The sequence below is a fragment of the Paenibacillus sp. ACRSA genome (genome assembly GCF_022346845.1).
In the GTDB taxonomy this organism is placed as follows: domain Bacteria; phylum Bacillota; class Bacilli; order Paenibacillales; family Paenibacillaceae; genus Paenibacillus.
In genome coordinates, this window is sequence record NZ_JAKRNP010000017.1 from 60,680 (window position 1) to 86,267 (window position 25,588).

At 47.9% G+C, this 25,588-nt stretch carries 23 protein-coding genes; 3 read left to right on the forward strand and 20 right to left on the reverse strand.

Going from position 1 to position 25,588, the window contains the following annotated elements:
• Nucleotides 1–9: 9 nt before the first annotated feature.
• From MH215_RS26555 to MH215_RS26565, 3 genes are all read right to left on the reverse strand, one after another.
• The gene (locus tag MH215_RS26555) at nt 10–1,329 is read right to left on the reverse strand and encodes an opine metallophore biosynthesis dehydrogenase (protein ID WP_239293990.1); all 1,320 of its coding nucleotides are present in this window, start codon (nt 1,327–1,329) and stop codon (nt 10–12) included.
• A 130-nt stretch (nt 1,330–1,459) separates the two neighbouring features.
• Nucleotides 1,460–2,254 carry an SAM-dependent methyltransferase gene (locus MH215_RS26560; RefSeq protein WP_239293991.1) on the reverse strand — a complete coding sequence of 265 codons (795 nt, stop codon included), beginning with the start codon at nt 2,252–2,254 and terminating at the stop codon, nt 1,460–1,462.
• A 29-nt stretch (nt 2,255–2,283) separates the two neighbouring features.
• Entirely contained in the window at nt 2,284–3,150 is an 867-nt protein-coding gene (locus MH215_RS26565; RefSeq protein ID WP_239293992.1) for a histidine racemase CntK family protein, read from the reverse strand.
• Nucleotides 3,151–3,479: 329 nt separating this feature from the next.
• On the opposite strand from MH215_RS26565, the gene MH215_RS26570 reads away from it, so the two are divergent.
• Nucleotides 3,480–4,208 carry a biotin--[acetyl-CoA-carboxylase] ligase gene (locus MH215_RS26570; protein WP_239293993.1) on the forward strand — a complete coding sequence of 243 codons (729 nt, stop codon included), beginning with the start codon at nt 3,480–3,482 and terminating at the stop codon, nt 4,206–4,208.
• 286 nt (nt 4,209–4,494) lie between these two features.
• On the opposite strand, the gene MH215_RS26575 is transcribed toward MH215_RS26570, so the two are convergent.
• The 11 genes from MH215_RS26575 to MH215_RS26625 all read right to left on the reverse strand — a co-directional run bounded on the left by MH215_RS26575 (nt 4,495) and on the right by MH215_RS26625 (nt 17,262).
• Complete coding sequence (locus MH215_RS26575; RefSeq protein ID WP_239293994.1) at nt 4,495–5,751, reverse strand: amidohydrolase; 1,257 nt, start codon at nt 5,749–5,751, stop codon at nt 4,495–4,497.
• A 73-nt stretch (nt 5,752–5,824) separates the two neighbouring features.
• Complete coding sequence (locus MH215_RS26580; protein ID WP_239293995.1) at nt 5,825–6,883, reverse strand: LLM class flavin-dependent oxidoreductase; 1,059 nt, start codon at nt 6,881–6,883, stop codon at nt 5,825–5,827.
• A 67-nt stretch (nt 6,884–6,950) separates the two neighbouring features.
• A complete protein-coding gene (locus MH215_RS26585; RefSeq protein WP_145049735.1) occupies nt 6,951–7,823 on the reverse strand; it encodes a LysR family transcriptional regulator in 873 nt (290 codons plus the stop codon).
• Nucleotides 7,824–7,912: 89 nt separating this feature from the next.
• Complete coding sequence (gene ssuE, locus MH215_RS26590) at nt 7,913–8,461, reverse strand: NADPH-dependent FMN reductase (RefSeq protein WP_239293996.1); 549 nt, start codon at nt 8,459–8,461, stop codon at nt 7,913–7,915.
• A gap of 77 nt (nt 8,462–8,538) precedes the next feature.
• Nucleotides 8,539–9,456: an ABC transporter permease gene (locus MH215_RS26595; RefSeq protein ID WP_239293997.1), complete on the reverse strand. Its 918-nt coding sequence runs from the start codon at nt 9,454–9,456 to the stop codon at nt 8,539–8,541.
• A gap of 18 nt (nt 9,457–9,474) precedes the next feature.
• Nucleotides 9,475–10,407, reverse strand: a complete 933-nt coding sequence (locus tag MH215_RS26600) for an ABC transporter permease (protein WP_239293998.1) — start codon at nt 10,405–10,407, stop codon at nt 9,475–9,477.
• 40 nt (nt 10,408–10,447) lie between these two features.
• Nucleotides 10,448–12,088, reverse strand: coding sequence for an ABC transporter substrate-binding protein (locus tag MH215_RS26605; RefSeq protein ID WP_239293999.1), 1,641 nt, complete (start codon nt 12,086–12,088; stop codon nt 10,448–10,450).
• A 101-nt stretch (nt 12,089–12,189) separates the two neighbouring features.
• Nucleotides 12,190–13,533 (reverse strand): LLM class flavin-dependent oxidoreductase, encoded by a 1,344-nt coding sequence (locus MH215_RS26610; protein WP_239294000.1) that lies wholly within the window; start codon nt 13,531–13,533, stop codon nt 12,190–12,192.
• Between the two features lie 394 nt (nt 13,534–13,927).
• Nucleotides 13,928–14,206 (reverse strand): glutaredoxin family protein, encoded by a 279-nt coding sequence (locus MH215_RS26615; protein ID WP_239294001.1) that lies wholly within the window; start codon nt 14,204–14,206, stop codon nt 13,928–13,930.
• Between the two features lie 556 nt (nt 14,207–14,762).
• Nucleotides 14,763–16,334, reverse strand: coding sequence for a glycosyltransferase family 2 protein (locus MH215_RS26620; protein ID WP_239294002.1), 1,572 nt, complete (start codon nt 16,332–16,334; stop codon nt 14,763–14,765).
• Between the two features lie 67 nt (nt 16,335–16,401).
• Nucleotides 16,402–17,262 (reverse strand): GT-D fold domain-containing protein, encoded by an 861-nt coding sequence (locus MH215_RS26625; RefSeq protein WP_239294003.1) that lies wholly within the window; start codon nt 17,260–17,262, stop codon nt 16,402–16,404.
• 118 nt (nt 17,263–17,380) lie between these two features.
• Here MH215_RS26625 and MH215_RS26630 point away from each other — a divergent pair, with 118 nt between their 5' ends.
• Nucleotides 17,381–17,797, forward strand: a complete 417-nt coding sequence (locus MH215_RS26630) for a hypothetical protein (RefSeq protein WP_239294004.1) — start codon at nt 17,381–17,383, stop codon at nt 17,795–17,797.
• Nucleotides 17,798–17,987: 190 nt separating this feature from the next.
• Here MH215_RS26630 and MH215_RS26635 read toward each other — a convergent pair whose 3' ends face one another.
• The 5 genes from MH215_RS26635 to MH215_RS26655 form a co-directional block, all read right to left on the reverse strand.
• Complete coding sequence (locus MH215_RS26635; RefSeq protein WP_056702532.1) at nt 17,988–18,719, reverse strand: sugar phosphate nucleotidyltransferase; 732 nt, start codon at nt 18,717–18,719, stop codon at nt 17,988–17,990.
• Entirely contained in the window at nt 18,716–19,489 is a 774-nt protein-coding gene (locus tag MH215_RS26640; RefSeq protein ID WP_239294005.1) for a glycosyltransferase family 2 protein, read from the reverse strand. Before MH215_RS26640 ends, MH215_RS26635 begins: the two co-directional genes overlap by 4 nt.
• A complete protein-coding gene (locus MH215_RS26645; RefSeq protein ID WP_239294006.1) occupies nt 19,489–20,568 on the reverse strand; it encodes a glycosyltransferase family A protein in 1,080 nt (359 codons plus the stop codon). Before MH215_RS26645 ends, MH215_RS26640 begins: the two co-directional genes overlap by 1 nt.
• Nucleotides 20,569–20,733: 165 nt before the next feature.
• Complete coding sequence (locus MH215_RS26650) at nt 20,734–21,624, reverse strand: glycosyltransferase family 2 protein (protein WP_481857490.1); 891 nt, start codon at nt 21,622–21,624, stop codon at nt 20,734–20,736.
• Nucleotides 21,625–22,010: 386 nt separating this feature from the next.
• Nucleotides 22,011–22,271 carry a hypothetical protein gene (locus MH215_RS26655; RefSeq protein ID WP_239294008.1) on the reverse strand — a complete coding sequence of 87 codons (261 nt, stop codon included), beginning with the start codon at nt 22,269–22,271 and terminating at the stop codon, nt 22,011–22,013.
• 73 nt (nt 22,272–22,344) lie between these two features.
• Between MH215_RS26655 and MH215_RS26660 the strand changes: the two genes are divergently transcribed.
• Entirely contained in the window at nt 22,345–23,910 is a 1,566-nt protein-coding gene (locus MH215_RS26660; protein WP_239294009.1) for a M4 family metallopeptidase, read from the forward strand.
• A gap of 228 nt (nt 23,911–24,138) precedes the next feature.
• Here the strand turns inward: MH215_RS26660 and MH215_RS26665 are convergent.
• Nucleotides 24,139–25,588 (reverse strand): WIAG-tail domain (locus MH215_RS26665; protein WP_239294010.1); only part of this gene is annotated, 1,450 nt, incomplete at its 5' end.

Sequence of the window (25,588 nt, forward strand, 5' to 3'; positions counted from 1 at the left end):
GGAGCAAGGCTATACATCGTGATGTATTCCATCCCTGTGGTTTGCAATTCCTTGGCAGATCATCTCAATGTCCTCAGCAAAGGATTGAATGTCAAAGGCATCGGATAAACGCCGACCACTATGAGCTTGAGCTACTTGCTGAAGCTTCGCCTCATATGTAGCAATAAATTGATCAATGGTCGGGCAGCTTACCTCCATATGTCTTGCAATACCCTGGATGATTTTGATGCGATAATAATCTTCTTTGGGCATACGGGGAATATCCACATATCCCTCATGATTCACAAACATTTTCCGAAATGGCACGGCCGAAAAGTCAAAATAGGTTCCTTCCGGACTTGGTTTAGAAAAAGGATCGATCAACAATGAGGTGTAACGTATGTACAATAAATACTCTTGATGTATGGCTTGCAGTTGATTAAAATTCTCGATATCGTGGCGGGATAAACTCTCTAATCGAACCGGATAATTGTCATCGGTCATGAATTGCAGCAGGTTGATTCCCTGAATATGGAGTTTGTCTGTAATTTGCATGATCTCTTGCCACTGAGCCCGCAGATCCCGAATCAAATATTGGGTAACCGGGCCTTCTGGATATATTTTGTACACATACGTTTGGATATCGGACTCCCCAAAGATCGCCTCAAGTGAGAAGTCATTCATGAACAGAGCCGGGTGCACATATAGAGATATATTTCTCGTTTCCGCCTCTAGCGGGGATGCCATGACCTCCATGTGAATTCCTAGTCGGTCGTACAACCGGCACAGGTTGTGTACATATTCAGAAGCAGATCGGGTGGAACCGATATAGACCTTCTTCTTAACTCCTGTCGTAATGACCTGATTGGACGGTTGCTCGTGCATCCAGCGGGTATCTCCAAGATACGTAGAGAAGCTGATCACTTCCGGAGTCGCGTTTCTCTGTTTCATATACTGGCTTACCAGACGATTGGAACCAAAAGTAGGTGACACCAAAACGATACATTTCACTTGTTTAATGAAGTGTTCTTTCATTGCTCGCAATACGTCGATATAAGCATCTGCTGTGACAGCCAAAATCATCGTATCCCACTCACCCTCAATGGTATCGTAGCCGTGAAACACCTGATCGACAGTGCACTCACCAGCAAGCGGTTGATGCTGTTCATTTTGGATACTCGCTTGAATGCGCTGGTTGTTCTGTTCCAGTGATGCAAATATCGATCCCGATCGAACGGATTCTCTGCCCACCATCCCGATGGAGCAGTTGAGATACGTTTGGAACAGTACGGCAAGCTGAATGGATACAGGACCTGTTCCGGATATCAGAATTCGCTGAAAACCTCCCATATGAGCCTCCTTAAGGTTCAACATACTGCCTGTAAATTAGAATCACCTTCGCTCTTAGCTCCTAGCTCTAACGAAGCAAGATCAACCTCTGTTCAGGTTTAATCGTTTTTGTAAAAGGTGGTTGTAACAACTATGCTTTTTGATATAGCGCAATATCGAACACATCGTCAGGGCGTAACACCGTGTCTGCGAGCTCCCATTTCCGACTGTCCGTTTCCCGCATGGGATAATTGAACAGGGATTTTAATTGGTTGCCATATCTCATCGCTACAACGACATGATCATTCGTCAGGTCATACAATTGATCAAGCAAATCGTACTTATTCGCTACCGTAGAGCTGAAAATAATATGTGTTGCTTCTTGAGTGTAGTCCAGCTGTTCCAGCAACAGGCGTTCCAGACGAATGTTCAAGCCCGCTCCTAGGATCTCCACAACCTTCTGTCCCAGCGTAATTGCCTCTTCATCAATATCGATACCCACGACCTCGGCTCCTGTTCGCTTGGCGATGTACAAGGGAGTCATGGGATATGAACCCGAGCCCACCAACAATACCTTGGACTGCGCTGTGACGTGAAAGCTGCCAAACTCCTTATCAATGCATTCTTCGATGTTCTTGAAGTAATCCGCGATCTGTACATCGCCACGCTGTAATCGCAATGCACGATACTTCTCCATAATCGCTACACAGTAGGCGGACTGCTGCCTTAGTTCCTCTACGAGAGAATGGAGACTGTCCAGTTCTTGCTCTGCAAGCTGTTCCCAGGCTGCCTTGTTCTCCGGATCTGTCACGAACCCTGAATAGCGATTGATCAGAGCTTCAAGCTCTGAACTATGATGCAGCGTATGATCATACTTGTCTGCCAACTCTTTGAATTTCATCGCGTATTCACGCAAACAGTTCTGAAAATGAACCAATGTGACCATTTCTTATCCCCCTACATCTTGTCATCGTGTTACGTGTGATGTGTCTGTAACAGTACGCTTACTGGATCATCGATAAATGCTCTCCCTTGTGCCACAATGCCAACCGTTCCCTCAATCGTAATGCTCCCAAGTTCTGCTTCGTGCCACCTGGCTATCACCTTAATGGCACCACCAGGCTGCTTAATGTACTGAGAGATATCTCGTTGCTGGCTCCATGCAAGGTACGCTCCTAGGGAGGCCGTACCTGAACCACACCCTCGTTCCCAGATGAGACTATCCAATTGAGGTATATAGATGAGTGGGGCTAACTCCGCTGACGGGGATTTGTATAACATAATACCGATCAGCTTATCCCCCATCGTTAGCCCAAGTAAGCGAGCCAAGGCTTGAGCCCTTCTCTTCATCGTCTCATCGAATTCTTCAACTTCGATCACGATATGGATAAACTCTTGGTAGCGCACGATGATGATCTCCAGATCCATACCTTCATACTTAATGGATTGTTGCTCAATCTGTTCAGGGATTGGCATAGACACCTGGCAGTCATATCCGCTGGCTTGCCTTTTCACATGACACACAATTAATTGCTCTGTTCCGGAAGCCGTAAGCACAACGTGCATCTGATCATGTTGTTCCAGCCTAGCTTCTGATGCGATATGTGCAGCCAGCGCCATACAGGCATTGCCACAAAACTCTCCTCCCGCCATCTGTAAATGTGCAGCAGCTCCCTGTTGCATGGATCTCTCAATGAATCCCACCTGTTCAGCGTACACATGTTCATACGACATCAGTTGGGATGCAATGTGTGGGTAGCTCTCGGCTGGATGATTCGTCTGAACCAGAATCGTCATGTTCTGGGTCGGATTAAATTTGATAAACTCGATCTCCTGTTTCATCGCAGCGATTACTCCTATTCTTATCCTCAGAATATAAAGGTGAGCTTATTTTCCTCCATTCGACATTAATCGTAATTATTACGATTAGTAGACGAGAAAAATATAGCATAGCCATTTCAGATCGTCAACAAATATTTCCATTTTAGAAAAAAGAGCTCTATCCGTTATGAAACAATCCATTTTCCTGTGCATTGATGTATCCGGCTAACGCTCAACTTCAATCCATAGTATTCAGAACAGAGGGAATTCTCTTGTCCGGGGATAGGTTCATGTTATAATTCAAACGTTAGTTCAGGTGCGTTGCATCAGACATGATTGGGGGATCATCCATGGACATATTACAATACGACACCATTGATAGCACCAATATAGAAGCGAAGCGACTGATCCAAAGCGGTAAGTCTCCAGGCTTCGCCGTCATGTCCCAGAATCAGACTGCGGGTAAAGGACAATACGGAAGGGTATGGCAGACACCTCCGGGAAACCTCGCACTTACTACCGTTTTGCCGCTATCCACCAATCTGGCTCTTCGACCAACGATCGCATTGATGACAGGGCTTGCGATTTATCATGTTATTGAACCGTATCTTACAGCCAATCAGCGTCTGCAGATCAAATGGCCGAATGATATTCTCATTAACGGAGCTAAACTATCCGGTACGCTCGTTGAAGCTGATCACTCCGCGATGTACATCGGAATCGGTATCAATGTGGCATATCGACCAGAGCATGTGCCCTACTCCACCATATGCTTATCCGAATTCGCTGAGATTCGTCCTGAGATACTTGCAGAGCAGCTCGTGCAGAGCCTAATGCACTATCATCAATCTTGGATTACGGATGGATTCGAGCCGCTGATCCCGCTGTATCAAGAACGAATGTTTAACTTTGGAGAAGAGATTCAATTCATGGTTGACCGGGAGAACAGCGAATGGATTGAAGGGCAATGCTTAGGCGTCGACAGTTATGGACGTTTGCTCATTGAGCAGGCGGATGGCCAGGTCACTGCGCATGCAAGTGGGGACGTTATCATTAAGAAATCGAACGCTTCAAGCTGAGGAGTTATATTTCGATATATAATCATAAGTACCACGCGGTGCGGTGGTGAGTAACACAAAAAGGCTTTATGGGAACCCTTAGTCCATAAAGCCTTTTGGCATGACCTTTTGCAAGAAAACGTACAGTAAACAGGCAGATTCCCTACTCCGAACAGGCGGATTAGCCTACAAAGTCGTTCTTTTTATTATTTATTCTTTGGCAGCTGTTCTTTAAAATCTATTCTTTATCGGCTACTCTATTGCCATCTGTTTTCTAACATTTCGTGCTATTCCTTTAGTCGAGCAATTAGTCACCCACCGGCTGTTGTGCCTGTAGGTTCTCAAGAGCCTGTTCTGCAAGAGCTGCTAGGAGATGTGCTCCAAGCGGGAGCGCTCTTTCATCAAGATCGAATGCCGGGTGATGCCATTCATGGCGTCCGGAAGTACCTAGGAAGAGAAATAGCCCCGGAACTTCTTTTTGATAAAAGGCAAAATCCTCACCTGCCGGAGACGGCAATGGTCTAACACTTTTCAATCCGACTTGGCTAGCCACCCGTTCTGCTTCAGCCGCTAACGAGGCATCATTCACAACTGCCGGTGGACCTTGTATCCAGCGCACCGATGCACGTGTTCCATAAGCCGCCGCTACACCTGAGACGACCTGATTAAAACGTTCCCGAATCCGCGCCCGTACCTTCTCATCAAAAGTACGCACCGTTCCATCCAGAATTGCTTCATCAGGAATCACATTCCATGCAGTTCCACTATGGATTTTAGTTACACTGACTACGGCACTTTCCTGCGCACCAACATTTCGACTTACGATTGCTTGCAGTGCCGTGACGATGTGTGAAGCAACGACGATTGGATCGATGCCCGCCTCTGGCACTGCCGCGTGAGTCCCTACACCCTCCACCTTGACAACAAACCCATCTGCTGACGCCATAAGTGCGCCCTCGCGAATGCCTACTGTACCTACCTGCAGATCCGGTTTGTTATGCAAACCAAATATGGCACCAACGTCGCTGAGCGCACCACTCTGAATGACTTGTCTTGCACCTGTTGCCTTCTCTTCAGAGGGCTGGAATACAAGTCTCACCTTACCCCGAAGCTGGGCTTCACGCTGCTTGAGCAGCCGTGCCGCACCGATGAGAATAGCCGTATGCGCATCGTGACCGCAGGCATGAGCTTTGCCATCAACCTGGGATGCATATTCAAGTTTCGTCTCTTCTTGTAAAGGCAGAGCATCAATATCCGCACGCAGAGCAACGATTGGGCCATCTCCCTCACCGATCTCTGCGATCAATCCAGTACGCAATTTATAATCCGTCGCAACGGTTATCCCCTCTTCTTCCAACCAGCCTCGAATGGCTGCGGTCGTTTCGAATTCCTCTCCGGATAACTCCGGATTACGGTGAAGCTGACGCCGAATTTCAATCAAGCGAGCAGCCAATGTTTCGTCCTGTTCTGTAGGAGCTACTGGCTTGTGATCGAGATGAGGCTCTGGCTCCACTTGCTGTAATTCATGCCCTGTACGCTGTTCAGACAGTTTCAGATCACTCATATCATCGCTCCCTCTCTCCATGATCGTGTACGGGTTTTGTAATGATTAGGACGTGTTTGAAAACTCGCCCTAGCTATACCACTGATTCCGTAACATTTGCGGTTTCGACATGTCCCAATAATCCTTGCTCCTCCAGAGCTTCCCGCAACAATTCAAACGAACGGATTCGTTTAGAAAAATTACGCGTAGCCGTCGTTACGATCAGCTCATCCACAGCAAATTTTTGCTGGAAATCACGCAACGCTTTACCCACCACTTCCTTCGTACCTCGGGTCACGCTTGGTTCCAGCACTTCGGTTCGATAGGATTCATTCGTTTGTTTAGCAAATTCAGCTACCTGTTCCTCTGAAAGTACCGTCAGCGTCTTACCACTTTCCAAAAAAATCTTAATCGGTCTATGCTCACCGATCAACTCCTCGGCCTCTTGCTCACTCTCTGCCACAATTAACGACAGAGCAAGCGCCGCATATGGCTCACGCCCTGTAGAAAGGTCGAATTGCTCACGATAGATTCGGAAGGCTTCTTGAGCCACCTCTTGATTACTATTAATAAACAGGGAGAACACATAGGGCAATCCAAGTTCTCCTGCCATACCAGCACTGTCAGGACTTGCCCCGAGTACATACAACTCGGCTGGAATTTCGGATACAGGTGAAGCTTTCAATCCAGCTAAAGGATGGGACGGATCTTGTTCAGGCTCGTTATGAATAAATTTCCTTACTTGAGCGATCTTCTCTTTAAGCGAGGCTGCATCTTGGATGCCCTGTTGTAGCGCTTGGGTTGAGCGGGGCAGCCCTCCTGGTGCACGACCAATACCCAGATCAATTCTTCCCTCTCCGAGTGCCGCTAAAATATTGAAATTCTCGGCCACTTTGTAAGGGGTGTAATGCTGAAGCATCACACCTCCGGAGCCCAAGCGAATCTGCTTGGTATGAGCAATTAGATGGGCAATGAGCACTTCCGGTGAAGAGCCTGCCACATGCTCTGAATCATGATGCTCTGATACCCAGAAACGATGAAATCCAAGCGCTTCCGCCCGCTGAGCAAGCTCAATCGTATGTCGAAATGCATCCGCTGGCTTTTCCCCTTCATAGATTGGCGTCTGATCCAATATCCCAATACGAATGCCCATGTGAAGTTCCCCCTAAATTAATCATTCGAGTTCAAACGTACGATCCGCAGTACGAATATCCAAAATGCTATAGCTGCCGCAACAGTTCCCCAAAAGGTTCTGCAAACGGAGAATGTTCTTCTTTTAACGTAACGACACTAATTTGTAAGGAGACCCCAGCAACCTCGTGTACCTGGATAGGGAACAGTTGCTGCTCTTCCACTTCCTTCTTCACCGTAAGAGCAGGCAAAAAGGCAATACCTGCGCCTTGCATAACAAGTTTCTTCGCCGTTTCCGAATGATCCACATGATATGTAATATCCGGCGGGTGTTCCAGTGAGTCAAAAGCTCTGTGTATACGTAGCCAGTCCAGTGATCCGCATTCGAAGAAGACCAACCTCTCCTCTCGAATCGCCTCCATACTGACATGCCCACGTTCAATAAACGGATGCCCTTTATACACATACAACTGGATCGGATCTTCATAAAAAGCAACTGTTCGAATTGCCGGATGCATGACCTTACGTACAAAAGCAAGATCAATTTCTTGATTCAATAACTTGGCGACCAACTGGTCGGTCGGAGCCGTCGTTAGTTTAATGCTGACTTCCGGGTAGGCTTCCTTAATCTTGGGCAAGAAATCGGGTATGACATAATTCGAGACAGAAACGGTGCTCCCCAGACGCAGCGCATCAGGTGTAGTGCGGCGTTGCTGGATTTTCTGTCTGCCCTTCTGAATCACTTGCAGCACCTGCTGTGCATAAGGGAGAAATTTACGCCCCTCCTCCGTTAGCACAATCTGCTTGCCCAATCGGTCAAACAACTTGCATCCGAGTTCACGTTCGAGCGACTGGATACGTGCGGTCACGGAAGGCTGGGACAAAAAGAGTACTTCGGCAGCCTTATTGAAGCTTCCATAGTGATTGATGTATACAAATGCTTCAATATTTTCAATATTCATAAGTGCCTCCGTATCCACGTCACTGACGCTCTGCTCCAATCAGTTGACCTTCAAAATTTATTTTATTTTACCGATCTAATTACTTGGTTTTAGGCTATCGTAATACCATCCTTTTCCAGTGTCAATCTTAATTCTTCGAGTGACCGATCCAAACGTGTTGTAATCTCAGCCGATAATACATACTTATCTCCATCCAACCGTTCGATACCTTGATCGACTGCGTACACTCCACCAAGAATATGTCTACCTCCAAGAGCTGTCAGTACAGGCTTCAACGCATAATCAATCGCAAGCAGATGTGCAATAGATCCACCAATCACTAACGGAAGCGACACTTTGCCTCGTAGTCCTTCTTGAGGAATGAGATCCAAGAACAACTTCAATACGCCTGAGTATGCAGCCTTGTAAACCGGAGTAGCCACAACCACAGCGTTTGCCGCTTCAACTACCGCTAGAGCATCCCGAATGAATGTGCTGTCGAATCGAGCCTGCACCAAATCTTCAGCAGGTAGGTCTGCCACATGAATAACTTCAACCGTAATGCCTGCCTCGCTTAGCTGGCTTACACTGTAATCAATTAGTCCCGTCAGACGTGAGCGTTTGGACGGAGAACCTGCAATAATAACAACATGTGACATGATGAATTCCTCCTTATATAAAACATCTTCAATTTCCTGCAGTCTTTGGTATCAAAAAGATAGAATAACGTTAGTGTCTACGCCGCCCCATTCACTTTGGGATCAAGTCGATCACGAATATCGTCTCCAATTAGATTAACCGCCAATACAAACAACGTAATAGCCAGCCCTGGGAAAGTACAGATCCACCAAGCCACTGTCAAATAACCTCGACCTTGGGAGAGTAACGCTCCCCAATCAGGGATTTCCTTCAATACCCCGAGGCCTAGAAAGCTAAGCCCAGATCCGGTCAAAATGGACGTTCCCACCCCAAGCGTTGCCATAACCAACAACGGTGATAAGGAATGCGGAAGCACATGACGCCAGAAAATACGTGTATTGGAACCACCAAGTGAGCGTGTTGCGGTGATAAAAGGAAGTCCTTTGACCGACATGACCTGCCCACGCATAACCCGTGCATACCCCGGAATAGAGGCTACCGCAACCGCCAAAGCAATGTTAAGCAGTCCTGGCCCCAGAGCGGCTGCCACAGACAAAGCAAGCAGCACACCAGGTACAGCCATTAATATATCCACTGCACGCATGAGGATTGAATCTACAATACCGCCGATATAACCGGATATAATCCCGAGCGCGCTACCTACAAGACCGCCTACGAGAACAGAAGCGAAACCAATCAGCAACGAATCTCGGCTACCATACACAACCACACTAAAGATATCTCTGCCAAAATAATCCGTTCCGAACAAGTGAGCTATAGAGGGAGCCTGGAGGATGGCATCGGTCAACATCTCCGTTGGCGAATAAGGTGCAATCCAGCCCGGTACAATGGCACAAGCAATCGTAAATACCACAATCAGTAGTGCAGCATAGAAGAATGATCGCGAGATGGCGAGCGAGAAGCGTGGCTGCCATGACTGGCGATTCCATAAGCGAATGCGTCCCCTACGCCCCAACCATGCCTCTTTGTCACCAACCAATGGTTTCATGCTCATGAAGACTCCTCCTTCCGATTAAGCTCGCACTGTACGTCTTACTCTTGGATCAATGTACGCATATGATATGTCCACGAGCAAGTTCAACACGACATAGATGATCGCTGTAAAGAATACGACACCTTGCACCACGGGCAAGTCTTTAGACATAAGGGCATCTGCAATAATTCGACCAATTCCTTGTCTGGAGAAGACCGTCTCAACGACAACTGTACCTGCGAGTAGATCACCAATAAGCATACCGATAACCGTTACGGCCGGGATCAATGCATTTCGTAGTGCATGACCATACATAATGACTCGTTCTGAGAGCCCCTTGGCTCGCAATGCCACGATAAACGGCTCATTGATCACTTCCAGCATGCTGTTACGTACCATTCGCACGATAAATCCTGCACCTACTAAACCTAGTGTTGCTGCTGGCAGCACCAGTGAACTGAATCCATCTGAACCCATCGCCGGAAACCAACCAAGCTGCACGGAGAACAAAAGAATGAGCAGAATTCCCGTCCAGAAGGTAGGCATTGAAATCCCGAATAATCCTACAAGGCGAGCAACAAAGTCAATCACTCCATTACGATGAATCGCTGACAACACACCTAGAGTAATGCCAATTGTGATTGCGATTAGAGAACTAAGCGCCGTCAGAGCCAGTGTTGCAGGGAAATGCTCCAAAATTTTAGGCAGCACCGGGTCGGAATTGATCATCGATTTACCAAAATCCCCACGGAGCATATCTCCAAAATAATGTGCGAACTGGACGTAGAACGGCTGATCCAGACCTAGCTGAACCCGCAAGTTCTGGATCATTTCCGGTGTAGCAGAGGATGGATCTAACATCAGCAGAACCGGATCACCCGGCAGAAGATACATGATGCAGTACACCAGCACCGAAGCTCCGAAAATAACGAAAAGTGATGTTGCTAGCCGTGTCAGTACCGTTTGAACCATACCGGGTCGTCTCCTTCCTGAATACGTAACATGCTGCATGTTATGGCTGAATGGTTACATCATTGAACAAAGGGTATCCCAGTGCATCAAACTTCACACCTTGAACCGTCTTGGATGCAGCGACAGTATAAGGGAAGACGTAGATTGGCAAAATGACTGCCTGATCAATCAAATATTGCTGAACCTGATGGTAGATTTCCACCCGTTTGTCCGGATCGGTCTCAACCGCTCCTTGCTCCAGCAGTTTGTCAATTTCAGGGTCAGACAGGCCAGACAACGTTGGACGCTCCCCTTCCGCACTCGTATGATAGAAGGCATACAAGGCATTAGGATCGGAATTCACCTGACTATTACCGTATAGATCATAATCCCAGTTCTGATATATGACAGTGGCAATATCTTTCGTAATCTCAACCTCAACCGCAATGCCCACCTGTTTCAACTGTTGTTGAATAATAGCCGCAATATCATTGCGTTTTTCCCGGTTAGGCGAACCATCCACATAACGAAGTGTCAGCTTCTTCCCATCCTTAGCACGGATCCCGTCCGTTACTTTAACCCATCCCTCTTCATCCAGCAATTGATTCGCCTTGTTGATATCCGGATTAATGCTACCTTCTAACGAAGCATCGTATCCCAAAATTCCTGGAGATAGCGCAGACCAAGCACGTTCGTAGTTACCTAGGTACAGCGTTTTGACAATGGTCTCCACATCCACGGCAGATTGAACGGCCTGACGAACTTTCACATTATCCCAAGGTGCTTTGCGTAGATTGAAAAAGAGGGTGTAAGGCAGTCCCACGGTATTCGCCTGCAACAGCTGTTGATTCGGATCACCCTTCAGTGCCGCAATATTTTGCGGTGGAACCGTCTCGGCCGCGAGCACCTGACCACTTTGTACACTTCCGATGCGCGTCGCTTCTTCAGGTACAATTTTGAATGTGATTGTATCCAGGTGAGGTGCAACCTGATTTTCTACGGTCTCAGGTGCCCATGCATAATCTTTATTTTTGGCAACAACGATATCCGCATTTTCATCCCATTTTACAAACGTGTACGGCCCGGTACCTACTGGGTTTTTCCCCAATTGATCTCCATATTTCTTCGCAGCAGTTGGAGACACAATGCCGAGCAATGCTTGACTTAGGTTACCAAGGAATGCCTGTGATGGCTGTGCCAAATTAACTTTAATTGTGTATTCATCAATGACCTCGGAGGAGCTATACGGTCTAATGAGAGCTAGAGAATTGGCAGCTTTGGTAGCTGGATCGATAACGCGATCCAAATTATACTTGACCGCTTCCGCATTAAACGGCGTGCCGTCATGGAATTTCACGTCATCCCGTAGCTTGAACGTGTAACTTGTGCCGTCGTCCGATACGCTCCACTCTTTGGCTAACCAAGGCTTAATGGAGCCATCTGGCAGTTGAACCACCAGGTTGTCATAGATCGTCCGAATTGCACGTACCGTTACCGCTAACCCGCTTCGATGAGGATCAAGCGTATCAGGAGATGTAGCCAGTGCATACGTCAGATTGCCGCCTTCTGCTGGTGCAGACTGCTCGCCACCCGAAGCTTGAGCAGCTCCGTCTGATGTGCTGCCAGCTCCGCATCCGGATAATACCAGTATTAGTGCTGCTGCCAAAGCCATATATTTCATCCATCGAATAGACCTGCTCATATCGCTTCCCCCTCTGTGTATACAGGTGTCATTGAATCATTAATCAATATAACCTATAAGATAACTTGGTTTTAAGCCGTTAAGAAATCAATATCATTACTCTAATTAGGTTGTGGTTCGGCTTGTTGGCGGGCTACAGTGTACCGATTAGCTGGAATCTGCACGCCCAAATTGCCGCGCAATGTATCATGCTCATATTCAGTACGGTAGAGTCCACGCTCTTGCAGAATTGGAACAACGAGTTCTACGAAATCAGACAGTCCGCTTGGTAGCTCAGAAGCGATAATAAATCCATCTGCCGCTTCGGCTTCGAACCATTCTTGAACTTTGTCTGCCACCTGTTCAGGTGTTCCAATAAACTTACTTTTAGGTGTCGCTGCTCGAAGAGCTACTTCGCGCAAGGTAAGGCCATGCTCTTTGGCATTCTGCTTCATTTTATCTGTGCCACTGCGGAAACTGTTGCTTCCAATGCCATGCAACTCGGGGAATGGTTCGTCGAGTGGATATTGGGAGAAGTCATGATGCTCGAAGAAACGACCTAAGTAATCAAGTGCTTTCTCAATCGTAACTAGATTTGCAATTTCCTCATATTTACGCTCCGCTTCTTCCTCAGTACGTCCCACAATAGGATTAATTCCCGGAAGGATCACGATATCTTCTGGTTTACGACCATAAGAAGCAGCACGAGTTTTGACATCCTTATAGAATGCTTGAGCCTCTTCAATCGTATCATGCCCAGTGAAGACTGCATCCGCCTCTTGTGCGGCTAGTGTCTTGCCATCTTCGGAAGAACCTGCTTGGAAAATGACAGGCTGACCTTGACGTGAACGGGCAATATTGAGTGGACCTTGAACGGAGAAGAACTCGCCCTCATGATTGAGCGTATGCAGCTTGGATGAGTCGAAGAATACGCCACTTTCTTTATCCCTTACAAATGCATCATCTTCCCATGAATCCCACAGCCCTTTAGTCACCTGCAAATACTCTGTAGCAATCCGGTAACGCTCGGGATGGGTTGGATGATTGCTTTTACTATAGTTTTTGGCCGAGCCTTCTAGCGGGGAAGTTACAACATTCCATCCAGCACGACCATCACTGATGAGATCAAGTGAACCGAACTGTCTAGCGACCGTGAAAGGATCACTATATGACGTCGATAGGGTTCCAACTAGACCAATTTTGGACGTAATTGCAGCTAACGCAGACAGAATGCTGATTGGCTCAAATCGATTTAGAAAATGGGGAATAGATTTCTCTGTAATGTATAGACCGTCTGCAATGAATACCAGATCGAACTTGCCTTCTTCTGCTTTTAGTGTTTGGCGTTTATAAAAATCAAAGCTCACACTTGCATCCGCCTGCACATCTGGATGTCTCCAAGTGGTCATGCTACCTCCAACCCCGTGTACAATCGCTCCAAACTTCAAACTACGTTTTGCCGTCATATCCGCTTCCGCCTCTCTCTGATTAAATGATGGGATAACCACTAATATTCGTTAATCTAGAAGTTATTGATAATGACCCACGTTCGCAGAGCAACCGTCCCAAACGCTGTTCTCTCAGGCTTTCCGACTATTCATCCGTATGAGAAAAAAATAAAAGTTAACTATTCCTATGAGTTTGGTTTGTTTTAATTTCACAAATCTTATCACTGCCCTGCTAATGGGTCAACTGTGTTTCTTATAGAACTTTTCTATATGTGCATTGGATAGCCCAAAGGAACACTTTACCTTAGCCATGTATAGATCAAAATTAACTCTCCCGACTACTCTACGCCGTGATGACAGCCCATCGCAGCCGAGAAAATTTGCTTTTACAAAAGGATCTATTACGATCAACTTAAACGGCTGCCGCTTCGTCCTGGCGTTCAAGAAGCTCTGCCAGTTTTTCCAAATCCGCCTCTAGCAAGGCTTCATACTTTCCATCTCTGCCTACCTCAATAACAGGTACATGGCGGATGCCATACTTGGCTTCCAACACATCTCTCAATACGTCATTGCCTTGTACTTCAATGTTCTCAAAAGGCTGATTCTGCTCGGTCAAAAATGCCTTAACCTCCCCGCAGAAATGACAACCTGTTTTGCTCCAGAGCACGACTTTTTTTGGTGAAGAAGACATCGACATACCTCCTGATTGGATTCAAAGTTATGATCAGGGGTCACTACCCCAGACCATCAATTCCTATCTGTTAAATAAGAATTATGGCTATAAATGTACTCCCGCGCCTATCAGGCGTCAATCCATATGCTAATAGAATAAACCTATAACCGGATAGAAAGATTAAATTTAAAAATTTAATTTTTGGCTCTTTTGCAAAAGAAGAGCTACCTTACTCGCATATATAATTCGGCTTCACCCACTTCTCGGGAACAGGACATATTCTGATTCATACGGGGGGGATTAGATCACAGGCCTGCATACATTTGAACCGTCTGTTGAGCGTAGTAACCATACGAAAACAAGCATAAAAAAAGGACTAACCCGTCATTACGGATTAGCCTGTTCATACAAGAATGCACTTTTCCAGCTAGCTGCAGTAAGCCGTCTTCATCGTAACTAGTTACTGTATGTAATCATTGAATGTGGAATGAAGGCGGCGTAATTCGATAGCCGTGCGCACAGCACTTCACCCCACATCAAGCGAACCAACAACCCACAATCGCTACTCGAATCATTATAAGTCTTCGTTCAAGAGCTGCGGCGGGGCAATAATCGGCCAGCCTTCTTCCATCAAGCGTAATTGTTCTGCAGGCACGTGCACAATATGTGCAGAATGTATACCCCAACGCTCGAATGCATAGGTCGTTACAAACCTTCTACGTTTGCCACCGCTAATCTGGTAACAGGTCTCAGGTGCATCTGCTGCTGCAACAATCGTTCCATTCGGCCAAAGATTTCCTGAGCCCTCCATAGATGAGCTCCGCAGCTGATGAGCTTCCAGCGGCCACGCCTGTATTTCGTTTATTGATTCAACTGCCTCTACCGAAGGAATGCTGAGCAGTTCAGGTTTAGCAATCTGAACGGGAGAAATACCGCGTGGGACAGGGATATTTAATTTGCGGCGCTGTCCACCAACTAAGGTGTAGACCTCTCCTTTGGCATCCGATATGAACGAACCCTCTGGATAGAATACGCTGCTACGTCTAAATGATAATGCAGGGTCAGCGCTTCCCTGAGTGGATATACGCTGTCTTGAATCCATTTGCTTCTTATTCTGCGAGCCGGCTGGAAGCATTTCACGAAGCGCAAGTTTGTTTGTTTCTGCAACAAGCGTATGAGGATCTCCCCATTTCTTCGAGAAAAAATGCTCGTTGTCTTGATTTACGACCACGTAATCCTGCTCACCTAACGCCTTCATGCTCACACTTCCGAAATGATGGATGAATGCATCCCCAGCTACCGCAAGTTCATATCCCGCCAGCTTCACACGGATGATCCAATCATCGTCCTCGAAGTTGCCAACGGCATAGCCTTCATCCAGATAACCGACACGCTCCCATACCTCCCGCGTGAACAGCCAGCAGAACCCAACCAATCGATCTGTTAACCGATGCTTATTCGCATCCGGCCGATTATGTTTGCTCGCAAATGACCACATATCCTCCACTTCACGATAAGGAACCTCGATCTGCTGATCACCGCCAATGTAGTTCGTTACTGGCCCAACCACTCCAATCTTCGGATCACTCTCCAGACATGTCATCATGTTATCGAGCCAGCCAGGTGTGACCAAGGTATCATTGTTCAGCACTACGATATGTCTTCCTCGTGCCATCATCAAGCCATAGTTTACCCCGCCAGCAAATCCACGGTTCACATCCAATGCAGCAACTCTAACTACACCACCAATGCGAAGCAAGGCTTGTGCTGTACCGTCTTTGGAATCATTATCTACGACGATAATCTCATAGGGAGCTGGTGTATGTTTTTCAATGCTCGCAATACATTTCAGTACATAATCACGTTGATTGTAAGTAGGGATAATGATGCTTACTCCTTCAAAAACTAGACCGAACGAGCTCTGCCCCTGCGCTACTCCTTGATCGTAACCTCTGCGATAACCCTGCTTATATAATTTCGCACCTTGGGCGGCTCGTCGCCCGGTACCTCTGCGCTTAGACTTTTGCCTTACACGTTTGTTTACCGAGTGTAGAGTAACACGTTTCGATTCCAGACTGCGTGTAGCTGCAGTCATTCCGACAGCACTTTTCCCTGAACCGCTAGATGTATGACTATTGCTCCTCATACTTTCCCCTCCATTTCTCTTCAATGAGAGCCGAGTGCAGTCAATCAAGCGCTGCCCTCGGCATTCATTAGAGATGAAGCTCTCCCGTAACCAATTTGTCTGCTAAATGTCCAAAATCCAATGCAACCTTGCCAAGTTCTCCTGCAATTCGGCGACACAATATAACGGCCGGAATCCCGGCTGCAACGAGCGCAATGTCAAAAGCGACCTCTGCTGTCTGCTGCATCACTCTCGGAATATCTGAATATCCCGCGACAGAACCGATAACCCCCGCAACATGTACCCCATGAGTTTGAAGCAGTACCCCTAGCTCATGAGCCTTGCTGCCGATTAACAGTACACGTCGCCCATGTAGAATAGGCAGCAATAGACCTGACTGATGCAATCCGTAATTGATGGTGGAGCTGGTCAGCTTCAGACGTGACCAATCGATCCCAAAGTGCTGTAAGACAGGAAAAAGTAACCCTTGGAATGTCGGCGCCCGCGAGATCGGAACTCCGACACAATCTGCACCTTGAATGGCTTCGGCGAGCGAAGCCCGAATCTCAGGTGTAGAACGCGCCACCCCTGCATATGGCAGAAACGGTGCCAGTTCCTGCACCTCCTCGCCTGGCAGCACCGTATCGGCTGCCAGGGCCAACAGTTCGCCATCGCCTAGGCGAACGACGGAAAGCGGGCGCTGGGCATCCAATGCGCCCACAAGCTGTTCAGCCACCTCATGAGGGCTGGACAGCCTTGCTAGACTGGGCGCATATTGGCGGAATCCCGCCGCGATCAGATCTGCCGCCGCAACGGCAGGCAGAATATGATCCGGCGGGATGTGCTGCGCCACCAGCGCCTCCCCGCCCGCGAACACACCGTCGCGGTAGCCCTCGGCATAGCCGCCGGGCACGGCCGCCGCCTGCACTGCGTGCTGCGCTGGCGGCAAGCCCTGTGCGCTGCCCATACCTGGGGCAGCGCCTTCCCGCCCCGCGGCAGCACCGCTGGCAGGCAACGCCCATGGCGTGCTGGCCTGCGGTGCTGGCGTGGGCGCACGGCGCGAAGCCGTGCGCTGGGTGCTGCGGGCGGCGATGGCTCGCCCGCTTGGCGCTGCTCCGGGCTTGCGCCCTGCGCTTGCCCGTGAGCCAGGGCGCGAGCGTGCAGCAGCTCGCCCGCCTGCGGGCTTGCGCGCAGCCCGTCTGCGACCTGGCAGCGCAGAGCTGGTGCCCCGCACTTTGGTCGGGGCACCAGCACGAGCGCTCGCGCCAGCCTTGCGCTTGGGCTTCTTTACGGCTCTGCTCCTTACCACGACTTCTCCACTCGAACCCTGTTCGCGAGGTTCACCCTGGTGGAGAGAAGCACCTGCTTGCGCATGGACCAGCGTCTCCCCTGCTCGGTTGGCTGTCGTTCGCTCCGTAGCGTTGCTCATCCCCACACGTGGGCGAGTAGATATCCTATTTCCTGTGCCTATTCGATGTCCTTGACCCTGAAATGCTGCCGGATGGGTACCCCTGGACTTGCCGGTTACCCAGGCTCCAGCAAGACTGTTGCGTTTGGCTACTTTCACGGCATTTCCTCCCCTGATCTTCGTTAGGAGTGCCACTGCGCAAAGCTCCGGCGCAGGATCATCTGCTCTCCCATAGGGCACCGCACAGCAGCATCAGAACAATCATTTTATGGCAGTTGACCTTTCATTCGAACCGACGCTTCCTGTAGGGATTCAAACGTACCCGCATCGCTCCAATATTTTTGCAAAATGTCGTACTCAAGCCCACCTGCGGCAGCATAATGATTATTCACATCAGTGATTTCAAGCTCACCACGCGCTGAAGGCGCAATGTTACCAATGAGGTTGAACACATGATCATCGTACATATAAATTCCAGTGACACAGTAGGATGTCTTTGGATGACTCGGTTTTTCTTCAATATGCGTAATACGCTCTGGGTGCTGAGGATCAAATTCCGGTACGCCATATCGTCTGGCGTCATCCACTTTCTTCAGCAACACACGGGCTGTTCCTTCAGGTTGTTGTACATATCGATCAACATACGGTTTCAGATCATCACTGAACAGATTGTCACCCAACAGCACAACAAATCGTTCTCCCGGTAAAATAAAAGATCTCGCCAAGTCCAAAGCCTCTGCAATGCCCCCTGCTTTCTCTTGGATACGATAAGTCAAACGAACACCCAGCTCTGCCCCGCCACCCAAGAAATCGGTATATAGACCGGCCGACTGCTTACCCATCACGATCAAAATATCTTCAATCCCCGCCTGACGGAGCCTGTCGATTCCATACACAATCATCGGATGTTTACCGACTGGAAGCAGATGCTTATTGATCAGCCGCGTCAGAGGGTACAATCTTGTTCCTGTTCCGCCAGCAAGAATAACACCTTTCATTTCACGTTGCCTCCTTCATCGGATGTCTCAATATAATCAAGAGGATCGACCTGCCATTTGTTAATGAAAATCGAGCGATTACGCTCTAGTAGCTGTTTCCATGTATCCGAATCCGTCTTCAGAAAACTTGCACTACCTTGATGATGAACTAGAACATCACCGCATACCCGCAAGCGAAAGCCCTTCATCCGGGCGCGATAACAATAATCATCATCCTCATAATGTCCCGGCGAATACGCCTCGTCAAGTAAGCCAATCGAATCGAGTACTCGTCTCCGAATAAGCATACATAACCCAACGATCCGTTTAACCTCTATCCACTTCTGTGGATCAGTTACATTGTTGGCTCTCGCCAGCTCCTGAAAATGCTCTATGCTGTGAAAATCCACCTTGACCTGCTGAATGCCGCTGGCGTAATTAGTGACAGGGCCTGTAATTCCAACCTGCTCATCACTATAGAGGGCAGTTCGTAAATTTTCGAGCCAGCAGGAGGTCACCGTAACGTCATTATTCAAGAGGAGAAGCTCATCTCCGATAGCTACACGCAGCCCTGCATTGCAGGCAGCAGGAAATCCACGATTTTCAGGCAACCGGACAAATCTTAGATGTTCCTTGGCACAATAAGCAGCCGTGCCATCCGTTGAACCATTATCCACAACAACAATCTCGTAAGGGGTATGAGCACCTGTATATTGACGGATCGACGCAATGCAGGATTGCAATAAATCTAATCCGTTATAGGTTGGAATTATAATACTCGTACATGTCATCAGGTGTTCCTCCTGTAAGCCACTTCGCTTCGGGATAACGTAGGTGCTAGCACCTCTTGCCCCGCCAAGTTCAGCCACTCGGCTATCGCTTCAAGATGATCTCCAATAATGAGCTTAGCCACTGGATTGCCGCTACCTACATTGGTGGAACGAAGACGATTAGATCGAATGACGTCAACCTGACTAGGTGCCGTTACTCTTAATCCATGTTGAATGGCGAGAGCCTGTGCTTTAGGTGGAACAACAAGAGACTCTGGATTTACTGCCTGGATCATACGCCGAGATAATGCATGGGGCACAGCCGTTAGAGAATTCGATTGAAGATCAGCTCTCCCCAGTGTCCGATTGAGGTATGCCTTCATTCGAGTAACCTCATCTTGTCGTGCAAATGCAGGCAATAAGGAGGACAGATCGTTAAGCGCCACATCGTCTCCGCGATCAACCGCATACAGAAAAGGTACCAGTTGCTCTGCCGCGATGACCATATCTCCATCGACAAACAAAACGGATTCTGCTGTCGTTACCTTAGCACCTAGTGCACGGCCAACATCATGACCTGCGCGATTCGGCTCATAGACAAGGGTCACTCTTGAATGAGCAAGCACCCGTTCCAGGCTATGATCGGTTGTTCCGTTTAATATAACAACGATCTCTGTCAGGGGAAGTCGTTTCAGTTGGACAATGACTTGAGCCAACGTGGCCTCTTCGTTACAGGCACTGACTACAGCAGCCGCACTACGGTGAAGATGCATAGGAACGATATTCAATGAGCGTCCAGACGAATGGGCATAGCCCTGCATAAATGCCTTCCCTGCCTGCATTACATCCTCGTAATTACCCAACTGCTCAGATATAACAGGCCAGCATTTGTGCCAAGCAAGATGTGCCTGTTGCTCCATGGAATCGATATCACCCGAGCTATGCCGCCCCGCTTCTTCACCATATTTCCATGACTGCTGGAACACTGCTCGATTCGTTTCCAGCTTCATGATTTGTTTCTTCAACACTTGCCCTCGTCTTCCTCGCATACCTCTCTTTCGTGTTCGCTGATGGCGAACGCCAACGATACGGGCTCTCATTTTGTCACCTCCAGCATATTGCAGCATTCATCCTACAAGTTTCCGAATACGATAACTTAGAGCAAGGGTATTCTCCGTTCCGCCGTCCAGCAAGGATCAATGTGAATCCACCTTATGCTCTATCGCGCGCCGCCTGGAAACCGTCCGTGAATGATTACAACATGCTCACCTCGCTAGGCTACGTACCCGCTCCAGATCGGAATGTCCTCCACGGGAACCAAGGGTATCTGTCATCCATTTGATCGCCGTTAGATGATCCGTTAAGATCACTTGGCTTAATAGATCGGCACCTCTTCGTTTGCGTGACCGAACTGCATTCATTCTGCCTACAGGCACATGGTGCACTGCGCGCACCTGCAACCCACCGACCACTGCTTTGACATGTGCCAGTGGAGGAATCTCTAGACTTTCAGCACCTATAACCTCCAGAGCCTTACGACTTATCGCATGTGGAATGGCTGTCATCGAGGCTCCTTCCAGATCCGGTCTCGTTAACATACTGTTCAAAACATGTTTGGCTTCTACTACCGGATGTATAGGGATTCGTGTAATCGGGCCGTTATAGTCGTTCAGGGCAACGTCTGTTCCATCCATAATCGCTCGCACATAAGGCGCTAAGTGCTCTGGAGAGATCGGAATGTCTGCATCGGTGAATAATAATATGTTGCCACGAGCCACCGTCGCGCCCGCTTGACGACCGCCGTCATGACCTAGAGCCTTTGTATAATGGATTACACGAGCACCTGCCGCTCTTGCAACTCTTGCTGTACCGTCTGTAGAGCCATTGACCACTACAATCACTTCCGAATCCCGGCATACACGGCGAGCCAAACGAACCACCTTACCTATTGTTTTCTCTTCGTTCATTGCTGGAATAATTACCGAAAGCAAAGGGCTATGCTCTGATTGCTCCATAGCTGGAATGACATACCTATAGGTCTTTGTACCTTTTTTACGCATCGATTTCAATCGCTGTTTTTGTTGATGTGACCTACTTCGTTTGGAACTTGGTTTGGTACCCGTCCGAGCGATACTACGGCGATTTTGCAACCACATCACCTCCCAGTGAAAATCATCAGCATGCAAGGGAGTACACGTTATTCTATGTATTCGTGGAGAAGTGGAAACGGCGTTTGTCCTTGATTGGCGGGCGCTTCTCCCAGCAAAATCCGCTTTCCCTCCGCTCCTTCCAGACAAATTCCGTCAAAATATCGGTAAAAGGTTGCTTATCCCCTACTTTAGACATAATTTTGGGCAAAATCTAAAATTTCTTCTTTTCCAAACTTTTACATTGTGATACTATACGTTCAAGCCTTCAACTTACAAAATAATCCTTATACAGAACAAACGATCCCAATATGTTTTACTTTTAATTAACCTTAGGACAATTCTGTCATTCGTTTCTTTCATTGCTTTACATCACTTGAGAGGAGGGATGCCGTTCACGATATACCTGCTACTTCCCGGTTACGCGAACCTGGTACGAACACCCCGGCTCCGTAAGACTTCTTCTGCTTCGCAAGTTGACAATACCCCTTGGCATCCGAAAGAGGAAAGGTAATAGACGATATGGAACAAGCGACCGGATCGGAAACAGTGACCTTGCCAATCTGGTATGAGACAAGCTGTCCGAACGATTGACTTATAACCGTCTGTGTAACATTCCGCGCTTCAGGATTAGCCCCACGCTCCGCGCTGCCCACGTCGCAGTCGGAACTCCACCCAAGAATGGCATGATATGATTCCCACCAAAATTGAATGAATGGAGAGTTTACTATGAAATTTGCCAAAGTTATGCCAACAATTCTTGGAGGAGCACTTTTGCTCGCTTCCGTATCTTCTGCAGGAGCAGCTCCGTTGTCAGATCAATCCATTCCATTGCAAGCGCCATACGTATCTGAGGAGGGGATTCCTTTGAACAGCGGCTCCGACGAAACCATCTTCAATTTCCTTGGGCAACAAGAACAATTCCTGAATTCGGATGTAACGTCCCAGCTCAAAATTATTAAAAGAACCACCGACACTTCGGGCATAAGACACTTCCGTTTGAAACAATACATTAAGGGCATTCCTGTCTACGGTGCAGAGCAGACGATTCATCTAGACAAAACAGGAGCCGTTTCCTCCGCGCTTGGTGATCTTCCTCCAGTTGAAGAACAATCTATCCCGAACGATGGTGTAGCAGAAATTAGTGCTGAGGATGCGATCCGTATTGCCTCTGAAGAAGCCACTTCCCGTATTGGAGAGCTGGGCGAAGCACAAAAAGACCCTCAAGCTGAATTGAACATCTATCACCATGAAGAGGATGGGCAAACCTATCTCGTGTATATTACCGAAGTCAATGTGCTTGAACCCGCCCCGCTGCGGACAAAATACTTCATTAATGCCGTTGATGGCAGCATCGTATCGCAGTTTGACCTCATTAACTTCGCCACTGGTACAGGTACAGGCGTCCTTGGTGATACGAAGACCCTTACCACAACGCAATCGGGAAGTACGTATCAATTAAAAGATACCACGCGTGGAAAAGGCATTCAGACGTATACAGCCAACAATCGTTCCTCTCTACCGGGTACTTTGCTCACAGATTCAGACAATATCTGGACAGACCGCGCGGCAGTTGATGCGCATGCCTATGCTGCTGCCACCTATGATTTCTATAAAAATAAATTCAATCGTAATGGACTCGATGGCAATGGATTGCAGATCAGATCTACCGTGCATTATGGTTCCAACTATAACAATGCGTTCTGGAACGGTGTGCAAATTGTCTTTGGTGATGGGGACGGTACAACCTTCACTTCCCTATCTGGTGATCTCGATGTGGTAGGTCATGAATTGACTCACGGTGTCATTGAATACACAGCTAATCTCGAATACCGTAATGAACCTGGTGCATTAAATGAAGCTTTCGCTGATATCATGGGGAACACCATTGAAAGTAAAAACTGGTTGCTTGGTGATGCCATCTATACTCCTAACATTCCGGGTGATGCTTTGCGTTCCCTCTCCAATCCTACCTTGTATGGACAACCTGATAAGTACAGCGATCGTTACATCGGTTCACAGGATAATGGTGGTGTTCATATTAATAGTGGAATTATCAATAAAGCTTATTATCTCGCAGCGCAAGGCGGTACACATAATGGTGTAACAGTAACTGGGATCGGACGTGACAAAGCTGTAAAAATTTTCTACAGCACACTTGTGAATTATTTGACTCCAACGTCCAAGTTTGCCGCTGCCAAAACAGCAACCATTCAAGCAGCCAAAGATCTGTACGGTGCTAATTCCGCTGAGGCAACAGCGATTACCAAAGCATATCAAGCTGTAGGACTATAATGATCTGTTTTACTGCAAAAAGGCTAATCGATGATTCACTTCTATGGAACTCATTAAACTATAACTTTGTCTCCTAATTATCGTTCTGACACCCCTCACTGTCCGAACGGATCAACCCTAATAATCAACAAAAGCGGTGTCCTGGACAAATCCGGGAACCGCTTTTGCTTGTTAACATGTAGAAATATATATAGTACGTGTTCAACAGCGGGCGTTATGAACAACCTCTTATACAGAAGGTCCAGCAGCGATCCATGATAACAAACCATACGTATGCTTGCAGCCTACCGCACGTGATACCTCCAGCACCGCCTCATCCTCGCTCTGAGACAGCAGGGATACCTGGAACCCACGGTCATTGCTCATCGCAACAATAACGTAATGCTCTGATGCAAATGACTCTTCGAATGCAACCGTCACCTCTACACATTCTTCATTCTCTGGCAGGATAAATGCCTCCATACCGAATTGTTGCACAACCAGTTGGCGGCTAACACTACGTACAGGTTGGAAGGATAGATGTTGAGGCTGAACCGCTCCTGCCTGTAACTGTTCGCTACCCACGATGTTGTCACACAAATGCGCTTGTTGGACAGACTGTTCATTGAGCTGGAACGTATGATTGCCGCTATCCGTCTCGGTTACACCGGAAAGTTCTCCTTCTGTCTGAATCCATTCGCCTGTCGATATATCAGTCTTTGATTCTGTAACAGGCTGTTCTTTCCACTCCTGGACAGATGTCTGAAGTAATTGGATCGCCTCGGCATGTGCGACGGTTTGTTCTTCCAATCGCGTAAGTTGCTGTTGTTGATCGACTAACGTAAATTGTGTTTGTTGATCCGACTCATTCAGTACATTGAGCTGGTTAACAAGATGCAGATGTTCTGAGTGGTCGGGTTGATTGAGCAAGTTGGGTTGATTCAGGTGATGTTCTTCTACAATTGCAGGAGCTTCCTGCCGTTTGGTGGCTTCAAACTGCTCTAGCGTCTCTCCACTTACCTGACGAATCGCAGTCCAAATATCCTCGCTTAAATGTGCAGTATTCACAATCCCTACATTTAAATGATGGGATGTGATGCTCTGCTCACGGAGCTTACTTCCGTCAATGGCACCACCCGCAAGTTTATCTACCGTGATAGCTCCGTCTTGAATGTGAGCTGCGTTGATGCTTTGCGCTTGGATGTGATTTCCTTGAACGGCTCCGCTCTGAATGTGTCCTGCGTTAATGCTTTGTGCTTGGATGTGGTCTCCTTGAATCGCACCACTCTGAATGTGATCTCCGTAGATGCTGTCCGTTTGGATATGACCTGCTTGGATAGCTCCATCCTGAATATGAGCTGATTGCACACTCTCTTCCGTCAGATGCTCACCCGACACTGCTCCTGGCGTCAATTTGCTGCCATCTACACTGCCCTCAGCAAGTTTATCCAACGTCACGGCTCCGCTCTCCAAAGCCTCCGTTGTTACACTTCCCACTTCCAGATGTGACGCGCGAATGCTCTGTTCTTGAATGTGATCCGCACGGATACTCTGCTCTTGGATGTGGTCTCCTTGAACCGCACCACTCTGAATGTGATCTCCGTAGATGCTGTCCGTTTGGATATGACCTGCTTGGATAGCTCCATCCTGAATATGAGCTGATTGCACACTCTCTTCCGTCAGATGCTCACCCGACACT

Bases quoted from the DNA above. Each gene is read 5' to 3' on its own strand.
- MH215_RS26555 (WP_239293990.1), bottom strand. From the start codon at position 1,329: ATGGGAGGTTTTCAGCGAATTCTGATATCCGGAACAGGTCCTGTATCC.
- MH215_RS26560 (WP_239293991.1), bottom strand. From the start codon at position 2,254: ATGGTCACATTGGTTCATTTTCAGAACTGTTTGCGTGAATACGCGATG.
- MH215_RS26565 (WP_239293992.1), bottom strand. From the start codon at position 3,150: ATGAAACAGGAGATCGAGTTTATCAAATTTAATCCGACCCAGAACATG.
- MH215_RS26570 (WP_239293993.1), top strand. From the start codon at position 3,480: ATGGACATATTACAATACGACACCATTGATAGCACCAATATAGAAGCG.
- MH215_RS26575 (WP_239293994.1), bottom strand. From the start codon at position 5,751: ATGAGTGATCTGAAACTGTCTGAACAGCGTACAGGGCATGAATTACAG.
- MH215_RS26580 (WP_239293995.1), bottom strand. From the start codon at position 6,883: ATGGGCATTCGTATTGGGATATTGGATCAGACGCCAATCTATGAAGGG.
- MH215_RS26585 (WP_145049735.1), bottom strand. From the start codon at position 7,823: ATGAATATTGAAAATATTGAAGCATTTGTATACATCAATCACTATGGA.
- ssuE (WP_239293996.1), bottom strand. From the start codon at position 8,461: ATGTCACATGTTGTTATTATTGCAGGTTCTCCGTCCAAACGCTCACGT.
- MH215_RS26595 (WP_239293997.1), bottom strand. From the start codon at position 9,456: ATGAGCATGAAACCATTGGTTGGTGACAAAGAGGCATGGTTGGGGCGT.
- MH215_RS26600 (WP_239293998.1), bottom strand. From the start codon at position 10,407: ATGGTTCAAACGGTACTGACACGGCTAGCAACATCACTTTTCGTTATT.
- MH215_RS26605 (WP_239293999.1), bottom strand. From the start codon at position 12,088: ATGAGCAGGTCTATTCGATGGATGAAATATATGGCTTTGGCAGCAGCA.
- MH215_RS26610 (WP_239294000.1), bottom strand. From the start codon at position 13,533: ATGACGGCAAAACGTAGTTTGAAGTTTGGAGCGATTGTACACGGGGTT.
- MH215_RS26615 (WP_239294001.1), bottom strand. From the start codon at position 14,206: ATGTCTTCTTCACCAAAAAAAGTCGTGCTCTGGAGCAAAACAGGTTGT.
- MH215_RS26620 (WP_239294002.1), bottom strand. From the start codon at position 16,334: ATGAGGAGCAATAGTCATACATCTAGCGGTTCAGGGAAAAGTGCTGTC.
- MH215_RS26635 (WP_056702532.1), bottom strand. From the start codon at position 18,719: ATGAAAGGTGTTATTCTTGCTGGCGGAACAGGAACAAGATTGTACCCT.
- MH215_RS26640 (WP_239294005.1), bottom strand. From the start codon at position 19,489: ATGACATGTACGAGTATTATAATTCCAACCTATAACGGATTAGATTTA.
- MH215_RS26645 (WP_239294006.1), bottom strand. From the start codon at position 20,568: ATGAGAGCCCGTATCGTTGGCGTTCGCCATCAGCGAACACGAAAGAGA.
- MH215_RS26650 (WP_481857490.1), bottom strand. From the start codon at position 21,624: ATGTGGTTGCAAAATCGCCGTAGTATCGCTCGGACGGGTACCAAACCA.
- MH215_RS26660 (WP_239294009.1), top strand. From the start codon at position 22,345: ATGAAATTTGCCAAAGTTATGCCAACAATTCTTGGAGGAGCACTTTTG.